Origin of the sequence: Metasolibacillus fluoroglycofenilyticus (assembly GCF_003049645.1) — a bacterium.
In the GTDB taxonomy this organism is placed as follows: Bacteria; Bacillota; Bacilli; order Bacillales_A; family Planococcaceae; genus Metasolibacillus; species Metasolibacillus fluoroglycofenilyticus.
This window is the reverse complement of the sequence record NZ_PYWK01000001.1, coordinates 1,332,252-1,354,873: the sequence shown is the minus strand read 5'-3', so window position 1 is coordinate 1,354,873 and position 22,622 is coordinate 1,332,252. Positions and strand designations below refer to the sequence as shown.

Here is a 22,622-nt window from a genome sequence, read left to right as displayed (position 1 = left end):
TGCTTTCAACCTCCTATTTTATGGAGTAACTTGAGATGGTAACTCCCAACGGTTAGAATATCTTTTCCAATCGCTCTGTGGAATAAACGAACGATGAGTTACAACACCGTCTTTAAGTGTTATATGGTACACACCTTGTTGACCATTAATTGTTCCTGTGTGTAAATATTCTGCACGTCCATCAGGTCTAACAATTGATGGCTTATTAGATAAAATCGTTTTGTCAAAGGATGTAGGGAAGTTATGATGTGTACCTGCGTCTTCTTTCATCCTTTTTAAAACTCTGTCATCATATTTAAGATTATCCTTACCCTTAGCGCTCCCCCCCGAACCAACAGACTCACCCCTACTCATCTGCACAATCGAATCACTGTTCTTCACAGTTCCAACCTTCGCGCCATTCGCACCCGCCATCGCCAGCTGCGGCTCATTCCCCCGCAACGCACGACCAACGTTATCCATACTCTCTCGCATGCCTTGCTTCGCTTGGGCCATCATCGCATTGGCTTGGGCTTTCAGCTCCGTTGCCTTCGCAGCGGCTTTCTCTGCTACTTTTTGACCGCCCTCTTTGAGCTTGGCAAGCGGTTTCGAGAGGCTGTTGACGAGTTTATTGCTATTCGGGATGATTTTCATTGCGCCTTTGCCGACATGCTTCGCCCCTTTGACGAGTGGACCGCCGATGATGGCGGCGCCTGCGATGGCGCGTTCCGCGGTGCTGAGCTTGCGTCCGGTAATGGGGTCGATACCGATGACCGCCTCAATGCCGGCTTTTAGATTGCCGACAACGGGGATGAAATCGACGCCGATGGAGAGACCTTCACGCCAGCCACCTTTTACCCATTTTTTCGTTTTTTTATAGGCAGCTAGCACAAAGCTTTTCGCATCATTCTTCACCCACTGGACTAGTGCGAGCTCATCTAGGTTGTTTTGCAGCTTGCGGGCGTAGGTGGTGACTTTGCCGAGTGCTTCTTCTACGGATTCCTCTAATTCCTCGAGGAGCTCCTCCACGCTCTCCTTTAATTCGGTTAGCTTCGCTTCTACCTTTTCAGCGACTTTTTTGACTTCTGTTTTCACTTTTTGTGCGGTTTTTTTCGCACTTTTGATGGCATTTCCTACGACAGGAATGCTGGCAATGGCTTTGCCTATCGATTTCCAGAACTTCCCCATTAGGCACCCCCTAATGGAACAGGGGCTTTCGAGCTACCTGTCATGTATACGACTTGTCCTTGAATATCAGATATGCCATCGAGCACGAGGCTGCTTGAGCGACACGTGAAGTGGATGGATTCGGTCGCTGTCCACGAGATGGTGTTGCCTGTGAGGACGAGATTGCCGCCTGCTGTCACGGCTAAAGGATGCTGGCTCTGTACCTCGATTCCACTGTCTTGGTGTACGCTGATATAGACAGCACCTTCCGTCGCTGTCAAGGTCACTGCTTGCGGTTCAAGCTTAATTTCCTTGCCGTTTGCATTGCCCCAGTAAGCGGTGTCAGCCTCAGCCGTTTTTGGATTCTTGTCGCCATCTTGGCGTAAGCTCTGTCGCACAAAAGCTGATCTTTCTTCAATGGAAGGAACAATGAGTTGAACACTGTCCCCTTCCTCTGGCGGGCTATAGAAGCCACTATGTCCCTCTGCACTATAAGGGGTTGCCAGCGAAAACCATGTCGCCTCCTCTTTCTTTTGCTTTTCATCCATCAACAAATGAAGACGTACTTGGTCTTTTTTGACTTCCAACACTTTCCCCTGTAGTGCAATCCCTGTATGAGCCGAGAGTGTTTGTTTCGCTTGGTAAATACCTGTTTTGGGGACGAGATGATAGTCATACGTCCATACTCCTTGCTCCATACGAGCAATGGACTTGGCGATGACGAGCTCCTTGCCTTGGAAATGCACGCGGTCGCCTAAAGCGGCTGGCTGTGTGGAAGTCACGCTATAATGCAGTATATCCTCCTCCGCTAGTGGGTGGCTTGTATCATTTTGTTTCGCTTGTAAATATAGCATGCGATTTTTGCTTACGCTATAATGATTCGCCGCAAGCTGTACGATATTCCCTTCCGGTAAGCCAAACCATAATTTAGGCTGTGCGCTGTCAACTGCTGGCACAAGTACTGTGCGGAAATGACTCGCTAATCTTTGGAGAAATTGCCAGTCTGTTTCCCTATATTGTAATATAAATGCTTGTGTTTTTGCACCCTTGGATGCTTGGTCGATAATATCTGCACCTGCATAGCTTTTTATGATTTCACGCAGCATGGCTTCATAGGTCATTTGCCCATTTTGAAAGGAGCGGGATTGCTGCTTATAATCAAGCTGCGCTGTAGCAGATATTGCCTCTAATTCGATTTGATAAATCCCTCTGACCATCCGAACAACTAACTTTGTTACTTGCCCTCGAAACAATGGACGCACGCGCTTACCTTTACTCAGCTGGTATAGCTCAACTTGGTCCATACTCGTTGCCTCCTGCATACATCGGTCTTTTTGTTCTGCAGGGATGATTCCAGTTAAGACCAGCCTTGCATGGTCATTCACTGCTTGGCTAAGGCGTATATCCTGTAATGTCTGCACATCATAAGGGGATACAAGCGTTAGTTCACCGTATCCAATAGCTTCATGCTTGCTCATCTGCCTTCCTCCTTTCCATTATTCCTGCCCGTCATCCTCCACACGAATTGTTCCACAATATAAGCACATATTCGTTGATTGCGTCGTTAAAGCAGGGGAGTTTTCAATTAATTGGTCACTTTTACCGTTAATCCAAGGCATTGTTAGGACAGGTGTGCAGGGCATAGGCTTTAAAACACCGTTATTAGCTGCTGTAGCCGCAGCGACGGCTGGATTTGCCAATGTTTGACATAGCCCAAAAGGCTGGACATGAACGTTCGGTTGAAAGTCCATTTCATTCATTTTCGCCTTATTTTTTAGAAAAACCCCATGACTAACAGGCAATTGCAATGTACTTGTTTGGTCTCCCTCAGAACAGGATAAGGTTGCACCTGCTACAACATAACTAAGCTGTACGGCACCTTTGTTTTGTAATGGTTGTTCTGCCATGCTCATTCGCCTCTTTCTTTAAGTAATTAGTTAAATAACTCCTGCCATCTGCCTTCTGTTTGCACTCTTTGTAGCTGGATACCGCGAAATTGTCTGCGCAATAAGCTTTCAGCCAGTTCGATATTGATTAAAATAAATGGCTCATGAATTCCTTCGATTTGAAAAATGCTGTAGGGCTTAGCTTTTTCTTCATCAATGACTAGCTTTTTGAGCGTGCCATCGAGATGGAATTCTGTTTGTGGCGATAAACAAGCTATTTTAGGTGGAATCATTAGCCAGTAAAGCGTTTGCTGGACATTTGGAATATCAGCCAAGACAACAGATTTCCAAGGTAAGCTCGTATCATATTTTTCAATAAGCTGTTTGAGTGTGTCAGAAAATAATGCAATTGGTCTTTCAATAAAGTCGATATAATCAGGCTCTTTTTTAGTCGTTATGGAAAACTGTCGGTTGACTAGCTCTAGTTCTTCTAGTCGCTCGGCCGTTAACAGCTCTTTTGTGAGTACTTTTGTTATTCCTATTGGTTCCACTGCCTGTAGGTTGCGTTGGTCCTGTCTTACAATAAAATAGTTCATCGCCTCTACTCCTTTATTGCCAAATAGCTTCGGCTGCTTGCTTTGCTGTAAGCTGTATCGATGGCTGTGCTGCCTTTGAAAAAATTGCGCCTTCTAAATTAGCACCCGCAAAATGAGTATTATATAAATTAGCACCTAGAAAATTAGCACCTCGTAAATCAGCTCGCTCAAAATTGGCTCTTTCTAAATTAGCACCTGTAAATTGAACGGGGTAATAGCCTGGCATGTCCCATTGTTGGCGACTTTCCAGACCCACTGCCCCCTGTACTTGTTGAAAATTTGCACCTTGTAGTTGACAGAGGCTAAAATTTGCCTCATGTATCATACTTGCACTTAAATTAGCGTTCATTAAATTCCCCTTTGCAAAATCCGTCCCTATTAATGCACAACGACATAGCTCGCTATTTGCTAGATGGCTATTTTCAAAAAACGCATAGCGCAAATCTATGTCATTGTACATACCGTTGGATAGGTCAAGCTGACGAAAGTTCTCGTAGGCATAGACATTGGGCAATTTTTCACCTAGCCATGCTTTTATTTCATCTGCGGTTTTAGTGGGGGTTCCTTCACGATAAACTGTTTCACTGTAATCGAAAAATTCCCCTATGCGCACTTCAAGGTTTGCCTCTCGCTCTAGTTGTTCATAGGCTGTACTTACTGCTCCATCTCTAAGTGCAAGGCGTGCGAGACTAGCAATATATTGGTGAAAATACTTTACATCCTGTAATTTCAAGCCATCTATTTCTAGCTGGGAAATCGTCCCTGCAAACACTTTGCTATATTTTTCGAGCTCCACTATATATTGCGCTAAAAATTGTAATGCCCAGCTCGCATCATAAATCGTGATAATTGGGGCAACATCAAAAAACCATTTGCCTGTTGTTCCTTCCACTACATAGCGAAATTTGCCCTCTAGCAATTCCGTACGCAGCAGCGAAATCGTGATATTTCCAAGCGGCTCTTTATGCTGAAGAATTTGTTGCGCTACAAGCTGCTCGCAAATTTGTTGAAAAGCCTGCTGAAATTGCCTAATAAGCTGCTCCCTATTTCCTTGGAAATAATCTTCTAATGCAAGCAAATAGCGTAATCGCATTTGCGCAACTTCCCGTTCATAAAAAAGCTGTGACATAACCGTTGTTTGCATCGTTCTCCCCCCCTAATTCGCCTTGACCTCTTGACCAAAGATTTGGACATTCCCATCCATTGTGATACTGCTCCCTTGACATGTTAATGAAATTTCCTCGTCAGCAGAGACAATGATTTTCTTACTCGCATTCACTGAAATATCTGCCTGTGAAGTCAATTGGATAGCCCCTTTACTATAGAGCTCAATACCACTTGCTTCATTTAAGCGAATAAAGACACTGCCATCCTGTGCTGTAATCACAATTTCATCTGGACTCATTTTTATTTCCTTACCAAAGGCGGTACGATAATATTTTGTTGCAGGATCATCGAGCTTGTTTGTAGCGCTTGTTTCTCGGTTTTTACGAATCGAATGGCTCGCTACTCCTTCCTCATCTTGATGTGTTGGGAAATAAACATGAACAAAATCATTGATTTCTGGCATTGCATACCAGCCACTGCTGCCCTCTGCTGTATATGGTGTGCTATAGAGAAACCAATGTGCCTTGCTTTTATCTTGCTGTTCATCAATTGTAAGATGCACCTTCATCTGGTCCTTTGCCACCTCTAACACTTTGCCCTCTAACGACAATCCGGGAATTGCTTCGTTAAAAACTTCCTTTTGCTGCATACCGTTTTCCGTCGTTAAGGTATATAAATGCTTTAATAGACCATCTTTCATTGTTGTATAAATTTCATATACATAGAGCTTCTGCCCATTAAAAGTTACTGTATCGCCTAGCACAAAAACATCGTCTGTTTCAATCTCATAATATAAAAAGTCCTGTTCTGTCATGCCTTGATGACCATTTTCTGTATAGCGTAAATAGTCTGCTAGATTTTTGCGCGTTGTATAATGATAATCCTCTAACTTGCCTCGCTCCTGCCCATTCGGTATACCAAAATAAAATTTTGGCTGCTCAAAAGTAGAGGCAGGTACTAAGCCTGTTTGAAAGCGTGAAGCAAGGCGCTTTAAAAATTGCCAGTCTGTTTCTCGGTATTGCAATGTAAATTTTTCAAGGTTCGCACTATTTGTTGCCTTATCGATTACATCAAGCCCTGTATATGTGGTACTTAGCTGTTTAAATAAGGTTGCAAATACCATCTCTTTGTCTTGGTAGGAGCGTGTATTTTGTTTAATATCAAGCTGGTAGGTGCTAGATACTGCTCTCATCTCCATATAATAAATACCGCGCACCATTTGTATTTTTATGTCTAAAATCATGCCTTTAAAAAGCGGAGTTGATGTGCCCTGTTCAGTAAGCTGATTTACCTCTATCGTCGTTTGCTTTTCTGCCATTTCTACATATTGGTCACGCATTTCATCTGGGACAATTGCCGTCATATATAGATGTGCATGCTCATTTATTTTCTTCGTTAATGTGAGTTCTTGCAGACTTACAAGCTGAAATGGCTCTACCTGCAACTGGTGATAGGTCGTTACCCCTGTCATTGCACAATCCCTCCTTTATCTTGTCGTTGCGTAAATTGGATGCTGTCGATGATTCCTAATGCAATCGGCTGCCATGTATCAAAATCTCCCTCTAAACAATTAAAAGTGCCTATGAATGCATAATTATTGAGAGCGCAAAAGAACATTAAATTAAACAGCCTTCCATCAATCGCTGGCGTAATAACAGAAAAATAGCTTATCGGCTTCTCTTGTATGATAGATGTCCCTGAATCCAGCCATTGTGCATTTGGCTGCATTTCCTCCATCCCTTCCACCATCTCGTCTCGAAATTGCTCTACCTCATCATCCATTAACTCCATTGTCGTATGGCTAAAGGCTAAATTAACAGTCGTCGTTTCATCTGTGAAAATAATATTCGGCCTGTGCTCTGATGGATATTTCAATGCAGCAAGCTCCTTTGACATTTCAAAAAACGATGCAGGCATGCGTAGTGTCATGCTACTGTTTAACAGTGTAGTTGTTTGAATTTTGACCGTTTTATTATTGATAACAATAAAATCTTGCGTTAAGTCAATTGGATATACGGTCTCTGCTTGTACCGCCTCCTCATGCCTTTCTTGCTCACGCATTTCATTTCTTAGTGCGAGTATTTTCTCGTCTAAAAATTCCATTTTGATTCAGCCTCCTTTTAATCCACAAGCATGCGTACAGGACGACCTGTATGTGCATCCGCTCTGCGTCTACTGTTTTGTCCATTGCTTAAAATGCGCGTTAAATAATGATGGGCTTGCTTATTTGATAATGGTTGGTAGGCTACCTCTAATCGGCTGCTAATATACCAATCTACTACTTCTCGCTCGATACGCTCTTGATTTAAACATTGGAGCGCAAAGCTGATATCGTATGGGTTTGTGCTACGGCTTTCAAGCAGCTCTCGCGCGTAGTACTTCAACAGCATTGGATGATAGGTGCTTTGCTGTAAGCCTGCATATTGGCAATACAAATAATTAAGCGTGTTGTACTCTGTTGCTAAGTCTGCAAAATCTGTGTAGCTTGCACGTAGCATCGCTCCTGCCTTTAATTTAAAGCGTGCCAATTCGAGCGTATTATCCATTACGGCTGTAGCATCTACTAATAATGGCCTTGCTGTGTACTCCGTATAATCAGGCGTCAGTTGTGGCTCATCGAATTCCAGTAGCAGTGCTGTTTCCCGCTCAGTTGCCGTGTAGGATAGCGTATAATCTGTCGTTAGCGTATAAATAGTGCCTTGCTGCTTTACAATGCCTTTTGCGATTATTAAATTTGTGCCATCCACTGTTATATCCAGTCCAGTAATAATGCCATCTGAATAATTTTGAAAATATAAATCGACAATGTCCCTCGGATAATCGCGCAAGCTTTCTAGCATTCCCCGCTTTAAAATCCTTCCCTTTTGAAAATGGGGGTATTTATTTGTGACCATGTTGGTTCACCTCGTTTCTTACTACTTCAAGCCATCAAAGAAATCGAGCTCTGATAAGTCTGTTTCAAAGGCAAAGAAGTGCTTTTTCCCTAGCAATAATTGCTCGTTTTGACGAGCAACAGGAACGACATGGAAGCCCCAATGGTCTTGACTAGCAAAGACAAAAAACTTGACCTCACCATTGACAATTGAGTCTGTTTCATTTTGCGGAATATGCTCACCGTAATATGTAGCAATTTGCTCATACAGCACTGGAACAAAATCTTCCGCATGATTTGTGTAAACATATTTATAGGAGGATTTATCCTCATGGTTATGCAAGTAAAACTCTACATCGACTACACCTAACGGACGTGAAATCGTCCCGTGTATTTGATTAAGTCTTTCTAGGCTGCTAATTAATAGCTTTTCTTGCTTGTTATGTGTCAATGCACTTACGGCATATGGTACAACAGGTGCATCATTTGTCACATTTGTCTCAATCATGCCGATTTTTTTTGCATTTAAGTAGCGTAGCGCCCCTCGCAGACAGGCAAGCTTTAGCTCTGGTACATTGCCGACGCTTTCAGCCTTTTGTTTAAACTCAATGCTACGCCCCGGCACAAATTCCTTTAAAGCCTCCCGAAAGGCATCAATTTTACACGATTGCCCTGTTAATTTAATAATGGAGTATTCATTTAACACACCTGTTTCATAAAAGTCCTCTAAAAATTTGCGGACAATATCGTAAATATCTGCCTTGATTAAATGGTTAATTTCTTTAATATTGAAGTAAACGTTCGGATAGTCATATACGTCTTGGAATTGTTCGTTTTCCTTTATTGATAAACACCAGCGCTCGACCGCTGTAACATTGAGGTCGCTCTCTTGCTCTGCATCAATTGTCGAGTGGAAACGACTGCGTAAAATGCCCGTTTTACGGAAAAATTCCTTCTTCATTTCCTCCGCCATTTCCCACAAGAAATAATAATTATTACGCACACGTAAATATTCATCGCGCGTGCGGTTTTCATATTCTTTGAAACGGGTTGGAATGATGTGCTCTGCCTCTAAAAAAGCCTGCTCGAACTGAGCATAGACTGCCTCCACACCAAATTCATCCACATAACGATAAATATCTTTGCCTGGAATATCAATTAAGGCATCAATATCATAGGCTCGCTTGCCGCGATTGTAGTAATTGGCAAAAACAATTTTCATAAATTGGAAAATTCGATATGTAATATTGTTGCCGCCAAAATTAGTATCTCCATTTTCATAGGTTGTATGGATATCAATCTTATAAGAAATACGCCCATCTTCAATGCGAAATTGACAGGAGGAAAGGTCTGTTGTACCTCCACCACAATCAATAACTAATGCTTTATAAGTTTTGCCATCCAAAAAGCTATTGTTTTCTATTTGATTGGCGATTGTATTGTAAAGAACGGCCATGCCTTCATCAAGCGCATATGTTGTTTCAATATGATATTCAGGTAGAATTGCCTGAAACATATCTAAAAATTGCGTTTTCAGCTTTACAGGGCTCGAAATATGTAAATGCTGAAAACGGCACTTAAATTGATGCTCCGCAGTCCGTATAATATAGAGCAAAAATTCTCTGAGCATTTGACTGCGCGGGACAATCGCTGTATTGCCGTTAACATCCATAATTTCTTCGCTTTTGTTATAATGATTGACCCAGCGCTTCATGCCTTGAAATTTCGTTGCAAGCGTTGTGTAATTATTTTTTTTCATTACCTGCAAGGCGTCATAACCAAAGTGATAATGAATATGGTCTCCATTTGCGCAATCAGCTACGCTAATAATCGTCGGAACAACCGCTGTCCATTGTTGATGAAGCATATCTGGAAAGGTGACGAAATTAATTTGATTCAGCTGGATGCGATTATTAAGTAAGTCTTGCGAGCAGGGCGATGCGACATAGTCATGCGCTAAATAGGCACCTGCTGTTGTATTCGTTGTGCCAAAATCAATCGCTAAAATCGCATTTGTCGTTTCAAGCTCCTTAATTTCTAAATCTAATATAGGTACTTTATAATAGTGCAAATTTGTTGGTGGCTGTGGAACCTCTTGATAATAGGTTTTGTATAAATAGTCCGAATCTTGCTTTCTCAAAAAAATAAAGCTATAGTTTTTATTTTTTGTATTTTGCATATTCATTGCGGCATCTGTTACGAAGTAGTAGCGATTTGGCTGCTGCTTGTCCTTTTGCAATGTCAAAATCGCACATAGCGCTTGCTGCTCATTTACAAGTAGTACATTCGATTCTTCAACTAGCCCAGCTGTTTCTACAATATATTTATCTGTTGCATCTATTTTCATCTCTCGATAAATACTCATTTTAGCAGGGACTTTAATATTGCCATTATCAGCAAGCGGCGTTTTTAAATAGCTTTGCATAGCGGCCTCAACTCGTGCAAAGCCCCCTTCTGCATATTCCTCAATTAACAAATGCTCCTCCGCGCCACGATAACGTAAAATCATTTGCACAAGTTGGTCTCTTGTTAATGTATTGACAAGTCCTTTTACAAGCTTTTCCTTGTAGCAAATATTGCGTAGCTGAAAAGTTGTCATTTCCATTAATTCAGCGCGTGTATATGTCACCATATAGCGCTCTGTATAACGTCGATTTGTATGTAATTTATAGGAATAATTAGCTTTCATCTTGCCATCCTCCTTTGTATTTAATACAGCGCAATATAATCAATCTTCATCGTGTCCTCTACATCGACAATGCCGAAATGCTGTGTCCAATAAATATCAAGCGTAAAGCCGATTGGCATGAATAAAGTACGTATCAATTGAATTTTCATCTCCCGCTGCGCTGTTTGGCGCTGTCCGATATAAAGCAGTACCTCATCCTTGTTCTCTGAATTTATATATACGGCACAATGAGGAAACAGCTTTTTCAATGTATTCTTAAAGTTGTAAATGACATCCCCCGTTTGATACATGCGAATCATATTGAGTGCTACTATTTCCTGCTCCGCCTTTGTCAACGCTTGACAATAAGAGTGAACGGCTTGACCAAATGTATGGGCGGCGAATTCCTGCAATAAAAAGCGCATGAAATATTCCTTGCGATTCATTCCCTGCATACGGTCTATATCTCCTAAAAAATGAATGACGATATCAAGCAAATATTCCTGTATTTCCATGTCCGTCACATTATCAGGTTGGAATAAATGTTTAAAAACTTCTGAATAACGATAATAAGGATTAATTTCTATCGTTTGCTCTATTTTTGTTGTATTCAATACTTGCGGGCTTAGCTCCATATAGGGGGAGTAGCTCGTCGCGCATATGAAATGAATATCGTTGCGAGCAAAACCTTGCTCCTCAGCACGAATCAATAAATCCCAAATATAATTCATTGCCACACCCCTATGCAGTTGTATTCATAGAAATGGCGCTGCACCTCTGATACAACAAAGCTTAATAAATCATTTGCAATAAAATCCTGCTTGAATGCTTTGAACTGCAATACCATCGTTTTTTTATGATGAGGCTTGCTAATAATCTCTGTTAAAAAAGGGTTTAGTGCATAGCTATAGCTGCTTACCGCTTCATTTTCTATAATTTCAAAGTCAATAAAAGCTAAACGCTCCACTAAATTGAAAGAATGAATAAGTCGCACCAATTCACCTGCTGTATGAATGGCTACAGGATGGCTCGCGGATAGCCTTTGCATAAAACAATCAAGCGGACGATTCGAAAATAGCTCGTAAGCAAGTGTACCAATTTTGTCCTGCTGTACATTGGCTACTTTAATAAGCTGCCATATGCCCGCTTTATCCTGTGGACAGACAACCGTTATTGCATTTTCAGAGCGCTTCACATAACGAATCGTCGCCTCATCCCCTACCACTAAATAACTATGCTCCGCTCCTAGCTTTCTAATGGAAAGCATATGCTCAAAATTGACCTTGTCGATTGCTGGAACTGGGAAGCCTGCATTTTTCACCTTATGCCTTTCGATATTCCAGAGCGGTAGCATATTCATCTTTTTATAGGGCTCATATTCTTCTAAATCGATTGTCATATCGATAATTTCTATTTCATCCTGTGGTAAAGGCTGAAAAGTCAAATGAACATCCAAAAATTTATGGATATATGGGTGATTAATTGTTTTCCAAGGGATACCATTTACTTGAAACGTATTGTAAAGCTCCTCAATCGCTTTGCTGTAAATTTGCTGCTTCCTTAAGTAAACTTGAATATCTATATCTCCTGCTGTCGTATGAAGCTTGCCATGAAATTGCCTATTTTCTGATAATAGTTGCTGTATTTGCAAGCTGTCACATTGTAAAAATATTGTGCATACGATAGCAGGCTGCTGATGCAAGAAAGCAAGCTTTATTTCCTCCATCGAGATAACTTTGCGCTCTGGGTCTGTAGGGATTATAGGAAATAAATATTCATGAATTGGGTCATATTGTTCTTTCGCGATAACCGTGCCGTAAATAGCAAACTGTTGCTCATCTGGCTTCAGCTCATCCAATAAGCGTTGCTCTAAGCGATCATTCATTTGCTGCTGATAATCAATTAAATTAGTAAAAACGCCGCTTATCATATCCTTTAATAATTGACGTTGTTCTAAGTTTTCAATCTTTTTAAGGCGTTCCAACATAAGCTCTTTCATCGACATTATTTTCCTTCCTTAAACATTTCACTTTCGAGACTTTGCTCTAAGTCGTCTATTTCATTATTTGACACCTCGATAGTAGATGGTACAGGATGTAATTTATCATTGCTGTTCATAATTTTGCGCTCTAATCCTAGCACTTTTGCAATTAGTCCTGTTTCCTGATAGATTTCTTGTGCAACTGTGTACGATTCGATTGCCTTTGTATATTCCTGCATCGCATAGTGCTTGTCGCCGTTTTTCTCTAAGCCCTCTGCGCGAAGCTCTTGCTGTGCCTTTGTTAGCTCTGCAACTTTCCCTTCTGCTTCCTCTATTTTCGTTTTAATTTGTGGCTCACCTGTAAATGAAATGGCAATTGCCTTTTTTCTAGCCTTTTGGTAAATGTCTAATGCCCCGTTGTAATCCTCTGCGTTAAAAAGTACGTCTCCTTCCTTCGTTTCCTCTACAATTGCAACAATTGAATCCATATTGGCCATGCGCTTTTCAATCTCTTCTTTCCCAAAGCTTTGAAGTAGCTTGCCCTCTTTATTCGCTTTTTCATAGTGCTCCATTGCTTTCGCAAATTCGCCCGCTTCTGCTGCCTCATCTCCTTGAACAATAAGCTGGGTAATGCGTAGCTTTGTTGCTAATAGATTTCTATGTACAGGGTCCTTCAATTTTTTCGCTACATTTCTCCCTTCGCTATACTCCATTACAGCCTCGCCATAATTGCCATCTTGGAAATAGAGGTTACCATTTTTCTCATGTTCCTTCATATCAACTGTCAACTCTGCTATTTTTTTCACTTGTTTTGCCTGATAAAAAGCTGCACCTCCACCGACTAATAACAATGTAATAAGCGCTGCGGCGAGCCATTTTATATATTTCATTTTTTTCTTATTGGATTCTTGATACACTTTATTAATAAAGATAGCCGCAATTGTGTAATTATCTACGACCTTCCTTTGTCTGCTTAATAGCACTTCCTCTAAGACATCAACGTATTGTGCTGGCTCCTTAGCTAGCTCCAACGCATCAATCATTTCAACATCCTCCACATGCTTCCAAAAACCTGCTGAGCATAGTAGCAGAACGTCTCCCTCATGCAGCTTCATTTTAGGTGATATAGAGGGATTAAAATTCGATGGCTGCCCTAAATAGGTTAATAAATTGTCACGTTCCTCATGCTGTCTTGTATCGACTACCTGCTGCTGGCGCTCAAATATTTCCTGTGCCAAGCTTTGGTCATTGCTCTTAAATAGCGTAATACCATTTCTAAAATGATAGAGCCGCGCATTCCCTGCAACAGCACATCGTATTCGTCTATAATCCGAAACGACGATAACGATGCTAGCCTTTAATCGCACACGTAAGCTTTGCTGCTGCAAAACTTTATGTGCTTGCCGCATATAGTTTGCCAAGCTGCGCTTCGCCATTGAGGGCTTAGCGATAAAGCTTTCCAATACGGCTTGTACAGCGATTTTTGCACTATCTACCTCCTGATCTGAATCAAGCCCTTTCACAGCTACCCAGCAAGAGTAATCATCCAATGTCGTATACGCAAAATAATCTCTATTTCGCAAAAAGGAGCCTGCTTCAGATAAGAAGCTCGTTTGGAAATCGCTATTTTCCTTTCTCATATGCGTCCTCCTTCTACAGCACGATTTCTTACCACGTTTTCTCTAAAATAATAATTGTTGCATTATCCTGATTTTTTAAGCGCTTATTATCAACCGCATTGATTATATTTTGTGCGATATAATGAGGTGGAATATTTTCCGAAAGAAGCTTTTCTAGCTCAACTTCCGTCAGCGTGCCGTATACGCCATCACTCAATAGGCATACTTTGTCTCCCTTACGTAGCGGAATAGGCGTCTGACCAATATCAATTTTTTTAAAACCTTCATAGCCCAAATAGTTGACTAGCCTCTTTTTAAACGGATTTTCCTGTATTTCTAATTGAGAAATTTCACCGTTCAAATAGCGCTCTGTTAAGATAGATTCAAAAATATGTTTTTCGTTCACTTCTATAAATTCCCCGTTTCGAAAAATCGTAACGATACTATCCCCAACGGCGCCCCAATGTAGCAAGCCCTGCTCATCAATAAATGCTGCGACAAGCGTTGTCCCACCATTAGAGCCCTGTAAATTTTCAACAATCATCTGATTGCTTTTCGTTGCCGCTGCTTTGAAATAGTCACTGATTTGTTGTACATTTGTTAACTTTTTCAATTCCTCTATGAAGGTCGAGACTGCTATTGTGCTCGCTATCCGCCCATTCGCTAAGCCGCTGATTCCATCAGCCAGCACCGCAACTGTTCCGTAAGCCGTTTCAACTGTAGCAAAATAATCATCTTGCTCTTCGCGCCTTCCTATCGTTTGTCCGTTACCAAGCTCAATCCGTTTATCAGCAATTTTATATACAAGCTGTCTTCTTACTGCTACAAGAATGAGTAGCACGGTTAAAAAGAGTAGCGTTATTATATATGGATGTAATGCTGTAGCCATTTCCAATCATCCTTCGCTTTGATTATTTTCCCATTCAAAGTGCACACCACAAAGTGGCAGGAATAGGAACATGCTCACTCCTAATTGAATGACATCGTATGCAGTTAATTCTGTCGGTGTATATACTGCCTCATTATTCAAGTAAGCTAAGCCCGAGGCATCGCCTGGTAGGAGAAAGAAATTACGTTTTTTGGGGTCATAAACAATGACTGCATGATTGCGCTTAGCAATCGTATTGTCCCCAATAATTCGAATATGCATATCCTCATCTCGCCCGATAAAGTTTTTCTCAGACAGTATGCGATAATCCCTTCCCATTTGTGGTCCTTCAATACAAACTAACCAGCCTGTTACAGGGTCAATTCCGTCCATTTCTCCAAGATAGGGCATTGTTTTATCATCTACCTCTGTTGGTGATACTGACGTTACCGCGCGCGGCTCCTGCTCCACTAATACGTGGCAATAGGGGCAAACATTTTTATGTCTTCTTGAACTAAACATATGGCCGTTTGTGCATCTAATTAAACTCATTTGTACATCTCCTACTCGCGATTATTTTGCAATTATTTTTGTATTGGCAATATAAAGTATGTCCCCATAGCCAATAGCACAAGGGTTTTCTTGCTTTAGCTTTTGTGTTAGATGGCGATAGGGCTTGCGTATTCCAACGCCATTCACTGAATCAATATCCTCAACATACCAAATACCATCCACACAATTTAATAAGGCATGCTCTGTATTAATTAATGCTGCATACTCCGCATGGCTCAAATCAATTTCTGGCTGGTAATCTACCGTCTTTTTTCCAATTAACAAGGAAGTTTCATCTGTTAATGACCATTCCTGCACTTCCTGCCCTTGCTCATTTAGTAGCACTAGCTTTTCTATAGCAGTTGTTTGAGCGAGTGCTTGTTTTTTAGTAGTTACATAGTGATAAATAAGAAAAATAGCAGCACTAGCTATAATGAATATGATTAAAATCATTTGCAATAAAGTATCTCTATTTAAAATGAATATATATAATAGTAGAAACGCACTAACAACGAGCAATAAAATATCAATCACTTTTATCATGACATAGGCTTGCTGACGCTTTTTATATGTATTTGTTAAACTCGTCCATTTCTCCATTGCAATGCTCCTTTTTTATTTTCGGAAAAACCGTTCAAACAGCTCTGTTGTATCAAGCGGATTTTTTTTGTTTTCTAGACTTGAGGAAACCTCCTTCGTTTGAGGGTTGAAGCCAAAAAATTGCTCAAAGTTTTTTTGAATATTTTCCATATTGAAATCCGCTTGCTGCCACTCAGCTTTAGTCCTGTCCTTTGCTGATGCCTGCTGCTGTGAAAAGCTTTGCCCCCCCTTGGCTAACTTAGCATCATATGCTTCCTTCAATGCAGGGTCTTTCAAAACTTTATAAGCTTCTTGTACTTCCAAAAATAGCTTTTCTGATTCTTTGCTGCCTCCATTTCTATCTGGGTGGTGCTTTTTAGATAGTTGGCGATAGGCAAGTTTTATTTGCTCTGCCGTTGCATTGTGCTCCAAGCCTAGTGTTTCATAATGTGTAGTCATCTGCTCCTCCTTATAAATCTACCTATTACGCTAACATTAATGGACAGTATAATTCCTACCTTAAAACCGCATAAATTGTAGTTTAACTGCTCATTAAAGCCCTGTTGAAAGCGAACAATCTGCGTCCTGTGCGCCAAAAACCACACTGATTGAAATTTCACTTTATGTACATATGAAAAAGCTAGCATGCTAGAAAAATTTCTAACATGCTATCCTTGTTGGTAAACAGCTATCAATTACGCCTCAACTAACGCTAGTCCAGAACTACTGCTGTATGTTATACAGCGTAGCCTCCTTCAATTTTCGCTAAGTCTGTTTTGTCTTTTTTCTGCTTGATGAATAAGAAAAACTCACCAACACCTTCTGTATCACCAAAGCGCTCTTGATAATCAACTACAAACGCGTTCGGGAAATGAATTTTTCGCACTACTTGATCAGCAGAAATAACTTCTAATGTTACTTTGCGGTAACAATCTGCTTTTTCAGCTGGTACTAATGACCAAAGCGCTAGCTTCATCGTGTCATCTGCATTATCACCATCTGTAGCAGTTAAAATTTTCCCCTTCACTTTTAAAGTTGAGCCTACATCTGTAGAGCGTGCATTTGAATCATTTGGTGTATCTGTTTCATACTCCACCGTCATAATGCTGTCTAAGCCCAATTCAATTGCCTCTGACCCTTCAATCTTTAATACAAAACCCATTCTTCATTCCTCCTAATTATGTTTTTGTGAACAATTTCCTCATCATCTGACACCAAAATTATGTAATAGTGCCATTTCAGAGAGAAAACTGCTCATAATTTATGTTAAAAGATTCATTTTGAATAAAAACCTGCTAAGCATTCATCTCGCCACCTGTGAAGATAGGAGCTTTCTGTATCTTACGTTTTGCTTTCGATACAAAAATACTTGCTGAATCAAAATAAATCTTCAACATCCCATTTCATTTAATTATGCTTTGACAGCACTTGTTCCCTTTGTAATCGTCACTTCAAGATTTTTCACATTGCCATTAAACACAAGGTCGATTTGACATAGACTTGTTTTTTCATCAATGACATAGCCAATATCATCTCCCTCTTGAATAATAGAGTTTACATAGCCTTTATCATTAAGCCATTTGCTCTTTTGGCTATTTGGGTTATTACTGAAAAATTTGACGATATTATCATGTTTGAAATCCCCGGATTGAAAACGTAAAATACGCTCAATATATGTGCTCACCTGTGTTTTATAAATGGAGTCAAATCCATTATCATCCATCGCTAAGCTTCTTGCCTTGTATACCGTGATTCGCTTAATATCCTTATCTTGAAGCTGTGCATTTTCCGAGGAGAATACAAAGCCAAAGCTTCTACTATTAATCGCGTCCTTAATATTGTTAGTAAATCCTGAAATCTCTTTCGCCATCGTTGTTACTGCTCTTAAAGCATGGTCACCAGCTTCAATGTCAAATCGGACACCCGGATAATTTCTTTGTACTTGCCTGAAGGACGCTTCCTTTAAATACTCTGGACATTGATAAGCTGATACAATACCTGCTGCAACATAGCTAGCACCTACATAGACGCCTTCAATCCAAAGTTTTAAAATATCTTCTTTTTCCTTGGATAGCTGTGCACCGTTTTCTGTCGCATGCATCCGTGTATCAATAATGACACCTGATTTGTCTTTAGGAATAATTGTAAAGTTTGGTAAACATGGAATAGCAAATTCGCTATAATCTTTTCTTGTTAACACCGCACATTTATCAATTAAACGGTCAATACCAGTCGTCGCAATTCCATTAAATGTCGTTTCAACCTCCGCCATAAAGTTGAAGAAAACTTGCACTTTATGCTCCTTCACTGTATCAAGTAGCATAGAAAGTGATTCCATCGTATTGCCCTCTTGCTTTGCAGTTTTTTCATTTCCTTTAAAGCGCGCTCGGCTTACTTTCGTCCTACCTGTTTCCTCAAGCTCAATACCCGGCACGATTCCATACCAAATGGTATCTGTAAAATCGTTTTTGCCATTCACTGTATTCAAATAAGCACTAAGTCGAGGAATATTATTGCTTTTCACAAGCATATCTAGCTTCGTGTTTGTAATAAGTAAGGATGGCTGCATCCCCCTATTTTTCGTTGTGTATTGGTCAAAGTACATTTTGACTCCTAGCAGCTTTTCAACTAAAGGCTTCACCGTTTTTACAAACTCATCCTTCGCATCTTTATAAAATTCTAGGTAAGTGTTGTAATTTTGCACCTCTGTTTCAATATTGAAATCGGTTTTAATTGCTGGCAGTGGTGCAAATGTGCGAACAACCAAATCCTTGACATAGGCAGAAGGCGAATCCGTAATTGCTTGATAATCTTCTTCAAATACCGTACTCAACCCATACTGACTATTTTCTTCAAGTAACATGACATCTGTGCCCGTTGTTTGAGGGGCCTCAATAATTTTTAGCTCTCCCGCCTCACCGATTGTTAATGTTCCGATTTGTAGCTTTTCCGTCTCGCCATCCTCTTGACTATTGCCAAGCAATAATCTCGTTTTAATATCCTCAATAGCTAACGGCAGCATCGCCATAACATTGTTATAATTTTTGCTTGCAACCTCAAATAAAATATTTAGCTTATCGCCTGTATCTAATTTTTTCGGGTCACCTTCATCTAGCTTGTCGTACTCATCGTAAAGATAATGAATTTCCTTACGAACTTGCCGAATATCATCCATCACCTTTTTCGGCGAAATCATATCTAGTAAGTTTTCGAATTTGAAATCAACATTTGTAATCCCTTGGCTACGCTTCGTATCAATTAACGTGAATAGCATTTTTAAAAAGTCATTGTTTTGGTCAATAGCTATTTCAGAAATACAATCATCCTGAATTCCTTCTGGCTTTTTCAACGTGTACATTACCTTTTGATTAGCCGCATTATAGAAGGAATAAACAGTAGGCGAAAATTTATCTAAAAATTCATCGAAGCTTTTTACAAGTAGCTTTTCATTAATTTCTTTAATTTTCTCGTCACTCAAGCTGTCAATTCCTTTTACATCTCCAACTAATGTAAGCAAATCGAGCTTTTCTGGATTAATTTCTTCAAAAAGCATTGTGCGATTTGTCTGATTAATAATCTCCATTAGATTCGGCTGCTTCAATCACAGCCTTCCCTCCTTTTATGTATAAATTGGCAGCTCAACTAATCGTTGGACTACAAATATATTTAATCACAATATATTTATATCTATATTTTAATAAAATGTATATACCAAAATAATATAACCAAAAGTCTATTAGTACATAAATAATATAACTTTTATACTTAATATTTATTTTTAAATAAATAATTTTATAAAATAACGTAAATTATATATTTAATAATGCGTAAATTTAGATTAACGAAATACGTTTATAAATATTTTAATTTCTATATTTCCCACTCAATAAAAAAAGCTGACCAGATTTTTTCTAGTCAACTTTTCTTTAAATAAGATGGCTTATAAGCTATTAAAATACAAAATTGCCCTAAAACAGCTTCGCACAAATAGATGATTTCTGTATGCCCCTTTCATCGCTATTTTTTTATTAAATGTTCATATAGTAAGGCAAGTTTTATAAACTTTAACGAAAAACATCGCTTTTTCTGCTCTATAGCAAGCGCCCACATAATTGTTTTTCTTAAAAAATAATTGAGATTTGGATTATATTTTTTAATGTCTACTAGCTTGTCCTCTAGTAGACGCTCTGATATATCAATAGGAGGCTTTTTGGCGAGGACATAATACAGTGTTGCACTAAGACTATATATATCTGCACGAATACTTTGTTTCGATTTACTGGAATAAAGCTCTAAAGGAGAATAATGTCTACTAGTAAAAATCGGTACATTTTTAGCTACACGATAATCCATTGCTGAGCCAAAATCGATTAAACATGGTGTACCATCACTAGCAATTAAAATATTACTAGGTTTAATATCTCGATGGATTATTCCCTTTTGATGCATCGCATTTAACGCCTCAATTAAAGACAAAAATATAGTTGTGTATGTATCATTCGTATTATTATATTGATTCAATGGTATACCTTCAAAATGCTGCATTACAATATAAACTGTTCCGTTCTCCTCAAAATGCTCAATATATTTTACAGCATATGGGCAATTTAATTTTTGTAAAATGATTGCTTCTTGTATAAACAGTTCCTTTAACTGATTAAATTTTGTTTTGTTGGATGGAAGACGACTTAATACTGTTTGATTGTCCATATCCCGAATTGCAATTTCACGTGGATAAAATTCTTTTATAATATGTACTTGATTCGTCCTCATATCCTCTGCCAGATAGACAATAGACAAATTACCTATTTTCACTAAATTTTTGATGACATAAAATTCTTTCAAAAAAGAGAAAACCTCCAAATTAGTCATATAGTTTTATAACACCTCTCATATTTATACATTTTTATTGTAGAAAAACAAAAATCGCTTCTATTATTCATCTATTAATAAGCATATTAATCCCCTAATACATTTATCATAAGTTATAATAATTCATATGTATACTTAGGATAGGGGAAAATCCATTATGAATCATATGATTTCACAAAAAATAAAGGAATTACGAAAAAAGAGAGGCCTTACACAGAAAGAGTTGGCAGATGGCATTTGTACACAGGCGATGGTAAGTAATTTTGAGAAAGGAGAAATGATTCCTTCAAGTCTTACACTATACGCAATTGCACAGAGGCTGGGCGTTGATATGAATTATTTTTTTGATATGGCTAGCACTGATAACGCCTCGTTTAATTCATCAGATGCACAAAATATTATTCGTAAGCTAATTCATCAGCATGATTATGAGTCTGCGTATTTTATTGTGCAAAATGAGCTTGTACAAGAGGCTTTGCTAGCACCAGAGCACAGACAATTTTTATTATGGCATAAAGGCATTTGCCAATGGTTCTTACACCAACAGCTTGATACAGCAATCCAAACACTCGAGGAGGCCTTACATGCAAATGACAAACCCAATATTGAACAAGAAATAGCAATTATGAATAGTATTGCAGTTGTTTATTTCGGGGCAAAGCATTATGAAAAATCATTAGCTTATTATGAAAAATGCCTCCCTTTAATTGAAGAACATGCAACAATATCTTATTTAGTGAAAATTCGAGTTTTTTTTGGCGCTTCTCGTACCTTCCAACACTCCAAGAAATTTACAGAAGCATTGTTCTTGTCAAAACAAGGTATCCAATTATGCATTGAGCATGAAACACTGTATTTATTAGGGGATTTACTTTTCCAAACAGCTCATTGTCTTATCTCTATGCAGGACAAAACAAATGCAGCTATTTATTTAGAACAGGCAAAAACAATCTATTCTTTACAAAACAAATATGATTACTTGAAAATCATAGAGGATTTGAAAATAAATTACCTTAATTAGTAATTATTTGATTGATATCTTTTATATTAAATGGTAAATTATAAAAGGTTGTTACTTAATTTTCTAATAAAGGGTGTTATTTATGAAAAATAATTTAATAAATTTACTATCTTTATGTTTAGCATTACTAGTAGTATTTACTTTTACTCCGCAATATGAAGCTGCAAGTTTAACAATAAATAAACTATGGATAAGTAATTGTTCTGAAGAATCTCCTTCGATAAATATCCCTGATCGGCCTTAACAAAAAAATGAGTGTCCTTTTAGTAGACACTCATTTTATATTAGATAATCTATACTTAAACTATCCTCTCACTACCATCACATCACACTTAGCATTTCGTACAATACGTTCTGCATTCGAGCCGATAATCATTTTTTCAAAGCGATTTAAGCCGGTTGCACTAATAATAACGAGGTCGATATCTTTTAAATTCGTTAAAATTACCTTTGGTGAGCCGAGTTCAACAGTTGTCTGAACAGCCGCCACGCCTGCTGCTATTGCCTCATTTTTTAGTTGCTCTATTTGCTTTTCGCGGTCCTCTTTTACTTGCTGTGCGTATGTTATATCGTATGCCTGTACTGAGCCGAAAGAATATGTGTCGACTACGCTTACAATATGTAAAATAGCCTCATTTTGCTTTGCTATTTCTATCGCACGTTGGAGTGCTTGTAAAGATTGCTCAGAAAAATCAACACCAACTGCAATTTGTTTATAGGAATTAGTCATTTTATAGTCCTCCTTTTTATTTTTATTATAGCAAAAAAACGTAGAGGGGATGTCGCCTTCTGACAAATAGTATTTGCTGCACCAGTTTTATAAGCAAATATAAGCTTCTCGCGGGCTTTAATAAG

21 protein-coding genes are annotated in these 22,622 nt (G+C 39.0%); 1 reads left to right on the top strand and 20 read right to left on the bottom strand.

What is annotated here, in order from left to right; translation table 11 throughout:
- Positions 1–18: 18 nt before the first annotated feature.
- From C9J36_RS06230 to C9J36_RS06140, 19 genes are all read right to left on the bottom strand, one after another.
- Positions 19–1,167, bottom strand: coding sequence for a pre-toxin TG domain-containing protein (locus C9J36_RS06230; RefSeq protein WP_107942542.1), 1,149 nt, complete (start codon positions 1,165–1,167; stop codon positions 19–21).
- Complete coding sequence (locus C9J36_RS06225; RefSeq protein ID WP_107942541.1) at positions 1,167–2,624, bottom strand: contractile injection system protein, VgrG/Pvc8 family; 1,458 nt, start codon at positions 2,622–2,624, stop codon at positions 1,167–1,169. The genes C9J36_RS06230 and C9J36_RS06225 overlap by 1 nt, the downstream gene beginning before the upstream one ends.
- 18 nt (positions 2,625–2,642) lie before the next feature.
- A complete protein-coding gene (locus tag C9J36_RS06220; protein ID WP_082798950.1) occupies positions 2,643–3,053 on the bottom strand; it encodes a DUF4280 domain-containing protein in 411 nt (136 codons plus the stop codon).
- Between the two features lie 26 nt (positions 3,054–3,079).
- A complete protein-coding gene (locus C9J36_RS06215; RefSeq protein WP_107942540.1) occupies positions 3,080–3,628 on the bottom strand; it encodes a serine protease in 549 nt (182 codons plus the stop codon).
- Positions 3,629–3,641: 13 nt separating this feature from the next.
- Entirely contained in the window at positions 3,642–4,772 is a 1,131-nt protein-coding gene (locus C9J36_RS06210; RefSeq protein ID WP_107942539.1) for a pentapeptide repeat-containing protein, read from the bottom strand.
- A gap of 12 nt (positions 4,773–4,784) precedes the next feature.
- Complete coding sequence (locus C9J36_RS06205; protein ID WP_107942538.1) at positions 4,785–6,206, bottom strand: hypothetical protein; 1,422 nt, start codon at positions 6,204–6,206, stop codon at positions 4,785–4,787.
- The gene (locus tag C9J36_RS06200) at positions 6,203–6,838 is read right to left on the bottom strand and encodes a hypothetical protein (RefSeq protein ID WP_107942537.1); all 636 of its coding nucleotides are present in this window, start codon (positions 6,836–6,838) and stop codon (positions 6,203–6,205) included. The genes C9J36_RS06205 and C9J36_RS06200 overlap by 4 nt, the downstream gene beginning before the upstream one ends.
- Positions 6,839–6,855: 17 nt before the next feature.
- A complete protein-coding gene (locus C9J36_RS06195) occupies positions 6,856–7,629 on the bottom strand; it encodes a DNA and RNA helicase (protein ID WP_066163759.1) in 774 nt (257 codons plus the stop codon).
- A gap of 21 nt (positions 7,630–7,650) precedes the next feature.
- The gene (locus tag C9J36_RS06190; protein ID WP_107942536.1) at positions 7,651–10,296 is read right to left on the bottom strand and encodes a molecular chaperone; all 2,646 of its coding nucleotides are present in this window, start codon (positions 10,294–10,296) and stop codon (positions 7,651–7,653) included.
- Between the two features lie 20 nt (positions 10,297–10,316).
- Positions 10,317–11,006, bottom strand: a complete 690-nt coding sequence (locus C9J36_RS06185; protein ID WP_235616018.1) for an iron-dependent peroxidase — start codon at positions 11,004–11,006, stop codon at positions 10,317–10,319.
- Entirely contained in the window at positions 11,003–12,280 is a 1,278-nt protein-coding gene (locus C9J36_RS06180; protein WP_107942534.1) for a normocyte-binding protein, read from the bottom strand. Before C9J36_RS06180 ends, C9J36_RS06185 begins: the two co-directional genes overlap by 4 nt.
- Entirely contained in the window at positions 12,280–13,896 is a 1,617-nt protein-coding gene (locus tag C9J36_RS06175) for a PP2C family protein-serine/threonine phosphatase (RefSeq protein ID WP_107942533.1), read from the bottom strand. Before C9J36_RS06175 ends, C9J36_RS06180 begins: the two co-directional genes overlap by 1 nt.
- 28 nt (positions 13,897–13,924) lie before the next feature.
- Positions 13,925–14,764 carry a PP2C family protein-serine/threonine phosphatase gene (locus tag C9J36_RS06170; protein ID WP_066163767.1) on the bottom strand — a complete coding sequence of 280 codons (840 nt, stop codon included), beginning with the start codon at positions 14,762–14,764 and terminating at the stop codon, positions 13,925–13,927.
- 6 nt (positions 14,765–14,770) lie between these two features.
- Positions 14,771–15,295 (bottom strand): FHA domain-containing protein, encoded by a 525-nt coding sequence (locus tag C9J36_RS06165; RefSeq protein WP_066163770.1) that lies wholly within the window; start codon positions 15,293–15,295, stop codon positions 14,771–14,773.
- Between the two features lie 21 nt (positions 15,296–15,316).
- Positions 15,317–15,895: an FHA domain-containing protein gene (locus tag C9J36_RS06160; protein ID WP_107942532.1), complete on the bottom strand. Its 579-nt coding sequence runs from the start codon at positions 15,893–15,895 to the stop codon at positions 15,317–15,319.
- A gap of 15 nt (positions 15,896–15,910) precedes the next feature.
- Entirely contained in the window at positions 15,911–16,333 is a 423-nt protein-coding gene (locus C9J36_RS06155; RefSeq protein WP_107942531.1) for a J domain-containing protein, read from the bottom strand.
- A 277-nt stretch (positions 16,334–16,610) separates the two neighbouring features.
- Positions 16,611–17,036 carry a membrane-associated protease 1 gene (locus C9J36_RS06150; RefSeq protein ID WP_066163783.1) on the bottom strand — a complete coding sequence of 142 codons (426 nt, stop codon included), beginning with the start codon at positions 17,034–17,036 and terminating at the stop codon, positions 16,611–16,613.
- A 249-nt stretch (positions 17,037–17,285) separates the two neighbouring features.
- Positions 17,286–19,457 (bottom strand): transcriptional regulator, encoded by a 2,172-nt coding sequence (locus tag C9J36_RS06145; protein WP_066164491.1) that lies wholly within the window; start codon positions 19,455–19,457, stop codon positions 17,286–17,288.
- Positions 19,458–19,891: 434 nt separating this feature from the next.
- Positions 19,892–20,719, bottom strand: coding sequence for a serine/threonine-protein kinase (locus tag C9J36_RS06140; protein ID WP_235616017.1), 828 nt, complete (start codon positions 20,717–20,719; stop codon positions 19,892–19,894).
- Positions 20,720–20,903: 184 nt separating this feature from the next.
- Between C9J36_RS06140 and C9J36_RS06135 the strand changes: the two genes are divergently transcribed.
- Positions 20,904–21,767: a helix-turn-helix domain-containing protein gene (locus tag C9J36_RS06135; RefSeq protein WP_066163792.1), complete on the top strand. Its 864-nt coding sequence runs from the start codon at positions 20,904–20,906 to the stop codon at positions 21,765–21,767.
- Positions 21,768–22,071: 304 nt separating this feature from the next.
- On the opposite strand, the gene C9J36_RS06130 is transcribed toward C9J36_RS06135, so the two are convergent.
- Complete coding sequence (locus C9J36_RS06130) at positions 22,072–22,497, bottom strand: universal stress protein (protein WP_066163795.1); 426 nt, start codon at positions 22,495–22,497, stop codon at positions 22,072–22,074.
- Positions 22,498–22,622 lie beyond the last annotated feature (125 nt).

What these genes read in the sequence shown, in the direction of transcription:
- C9J36_RS06220 (WP_082798950.1), bottom strand. Translation starts at nt 3,053, where the DNA reads ATGGCAGAACAACCATTACAAAACAAAGGTGCCGTACAGCTTAGTTAT.
- C9J36_RS06225 (WP_107942541.1), bottom strand. Translation starts at nt 2,624, where the DNA reads ATGAGCAAGCATGAAGCTATTGGATACGGTGAACTAACGCTTGTATCC.
- C9J36_RS06145 (WP_066164491.1), bottom strand. Translation starts at nt 19,457, where the DNA reads ATGGAGATTATTAATCAGACAAATCGCACAATGCTTTTTGAAGAAATT.
- C9J36_RS06150 (WP_066163783.1), bottom strand. Translation starts at nt 17,036, where the DNA reads ATGGGTTTTGTATTAAAGATTGAAGGGTCAGAGGCAATTGAATTGGGC.
- C9J36_RS06155 (WP_107942531.1), bottom strand. Translation starts at nt 16,333, where the DNA reads ATGACTACACATTATGAAACACTAGGCTTGGAGCACAATGCAACGGCA.
- C9J36_RS06200 (WP_107942537.1), bottom strand. Translation starts at nt 6,838, where the DNA reads ATGGAATTTTTAGACGAGAAAATACTCGCACTAAGAAATGAAATGCGT.
- C9J36_RS06180 (WP_107942534.1), bottom strand. Translation starts at nt 12,280, where the DNA reads ATGTCGATGAAAGAGCTTATGTTGGAACGCCTTAAAAAGATTGAAAAC.
- C9J36_RS06130 (WP_066163795.1), bottom strand. Translation starts at nt 22,497, where the DNA reads ATGACTAATTCCTATAAACAAATTGCAGTTGGTGTTGATTTTTCTGAG.
- C9J36_RS06215 (WP_107942540.1), bottom strand. Translation starts at nt 3,628, where the DNA reads ATGAACTATTTTATTGTAAGACAGGACCAACGCAACCTACAGGCAGTG.
- C9J36_RS06165 (WP_066163770.1), bottom strand. Translation starts at nt 15,295, where the DNA reads ATGAGTTTAATTAGATGCACAAACGGCCATATGTTTAGTTCAAGAAGA.
- C9J36_RS06135 (WP_066163792.1), top strand. Translation starts at nt 20,904, where the DNA reads ATGAATCATATGATTTCACAAAAAATAAAGGAATTACGAAAAAAGAGA.
- C9J36_RS06185 (WP_235616018.1), bottom strand. Translation starts at nt 11,006, where the DNA reads ATGAATTATATTTGGGATTTATTGATTCGTGCTGAGGAGCAAGGTTTT.
- C9J36_RS06175 (WP_107942533.1), bottom strand. Translation starts at nt 13,896, where the DNA reads ATGAGAAAGGAAAATAGCGATTTCCAAACGAGCTTCTTATCTGAAGCA.
- C9J36_RS06230 (WP_107942542.1), bottom strand. Translation starts at nt 1,167, where the DNA reads ATGGGGAAGTTCTGGAAATCGATAGGCAAAGCCATTGCCAGCATTCCT.
- C9J36_RS06210 (WP_107942539.1), bottom strand. Translation starts at nt 4,772, where the DNA reads ATGCAAACAACGGTTATGTCACAGCTTTTTTATGAACGGGAAGTTGCG.
- C9J36_RS06195 (WP_066163759.1), bottom strand. Translation starts at nt 7,629, where the DNA reads ATGGTCACAAATAAATACCCCCATTTTCAAAAGGGAAGGATTTTAAAG.
- C9J36_RS06170 (WP_066163767.1), bottom strand. Translation starts at nt 14,764, where the DNA reads ATGGCTACAGCATTACATCCATATATAATAACGCTACTCTTTTTAACC.
- C9J36_RS06205 (WP_107942538.1), bottom strand. Translation starts at nt 6,206, where the DNA reads ATGACAGGGGTAACGACCTATCACCAGTTGCAGGTAGAGCCATTTCAG.
- C9J36_RS06190 (WP_107942536.1), bottom strand. Translation starts at nt 10,296, where the DNA reads ATGAAAGCTAATTATTCCTATAAATTACATACAAATCGACGTTATACA.
- C9J36_RS06160 (WP_107942532.1), bottom strand. Translation starts at nt 15,895, where the DNA reads ATGGAGAAATGGACGAGTTTAACAAATACATATAAAAAGCGTCAGCAA.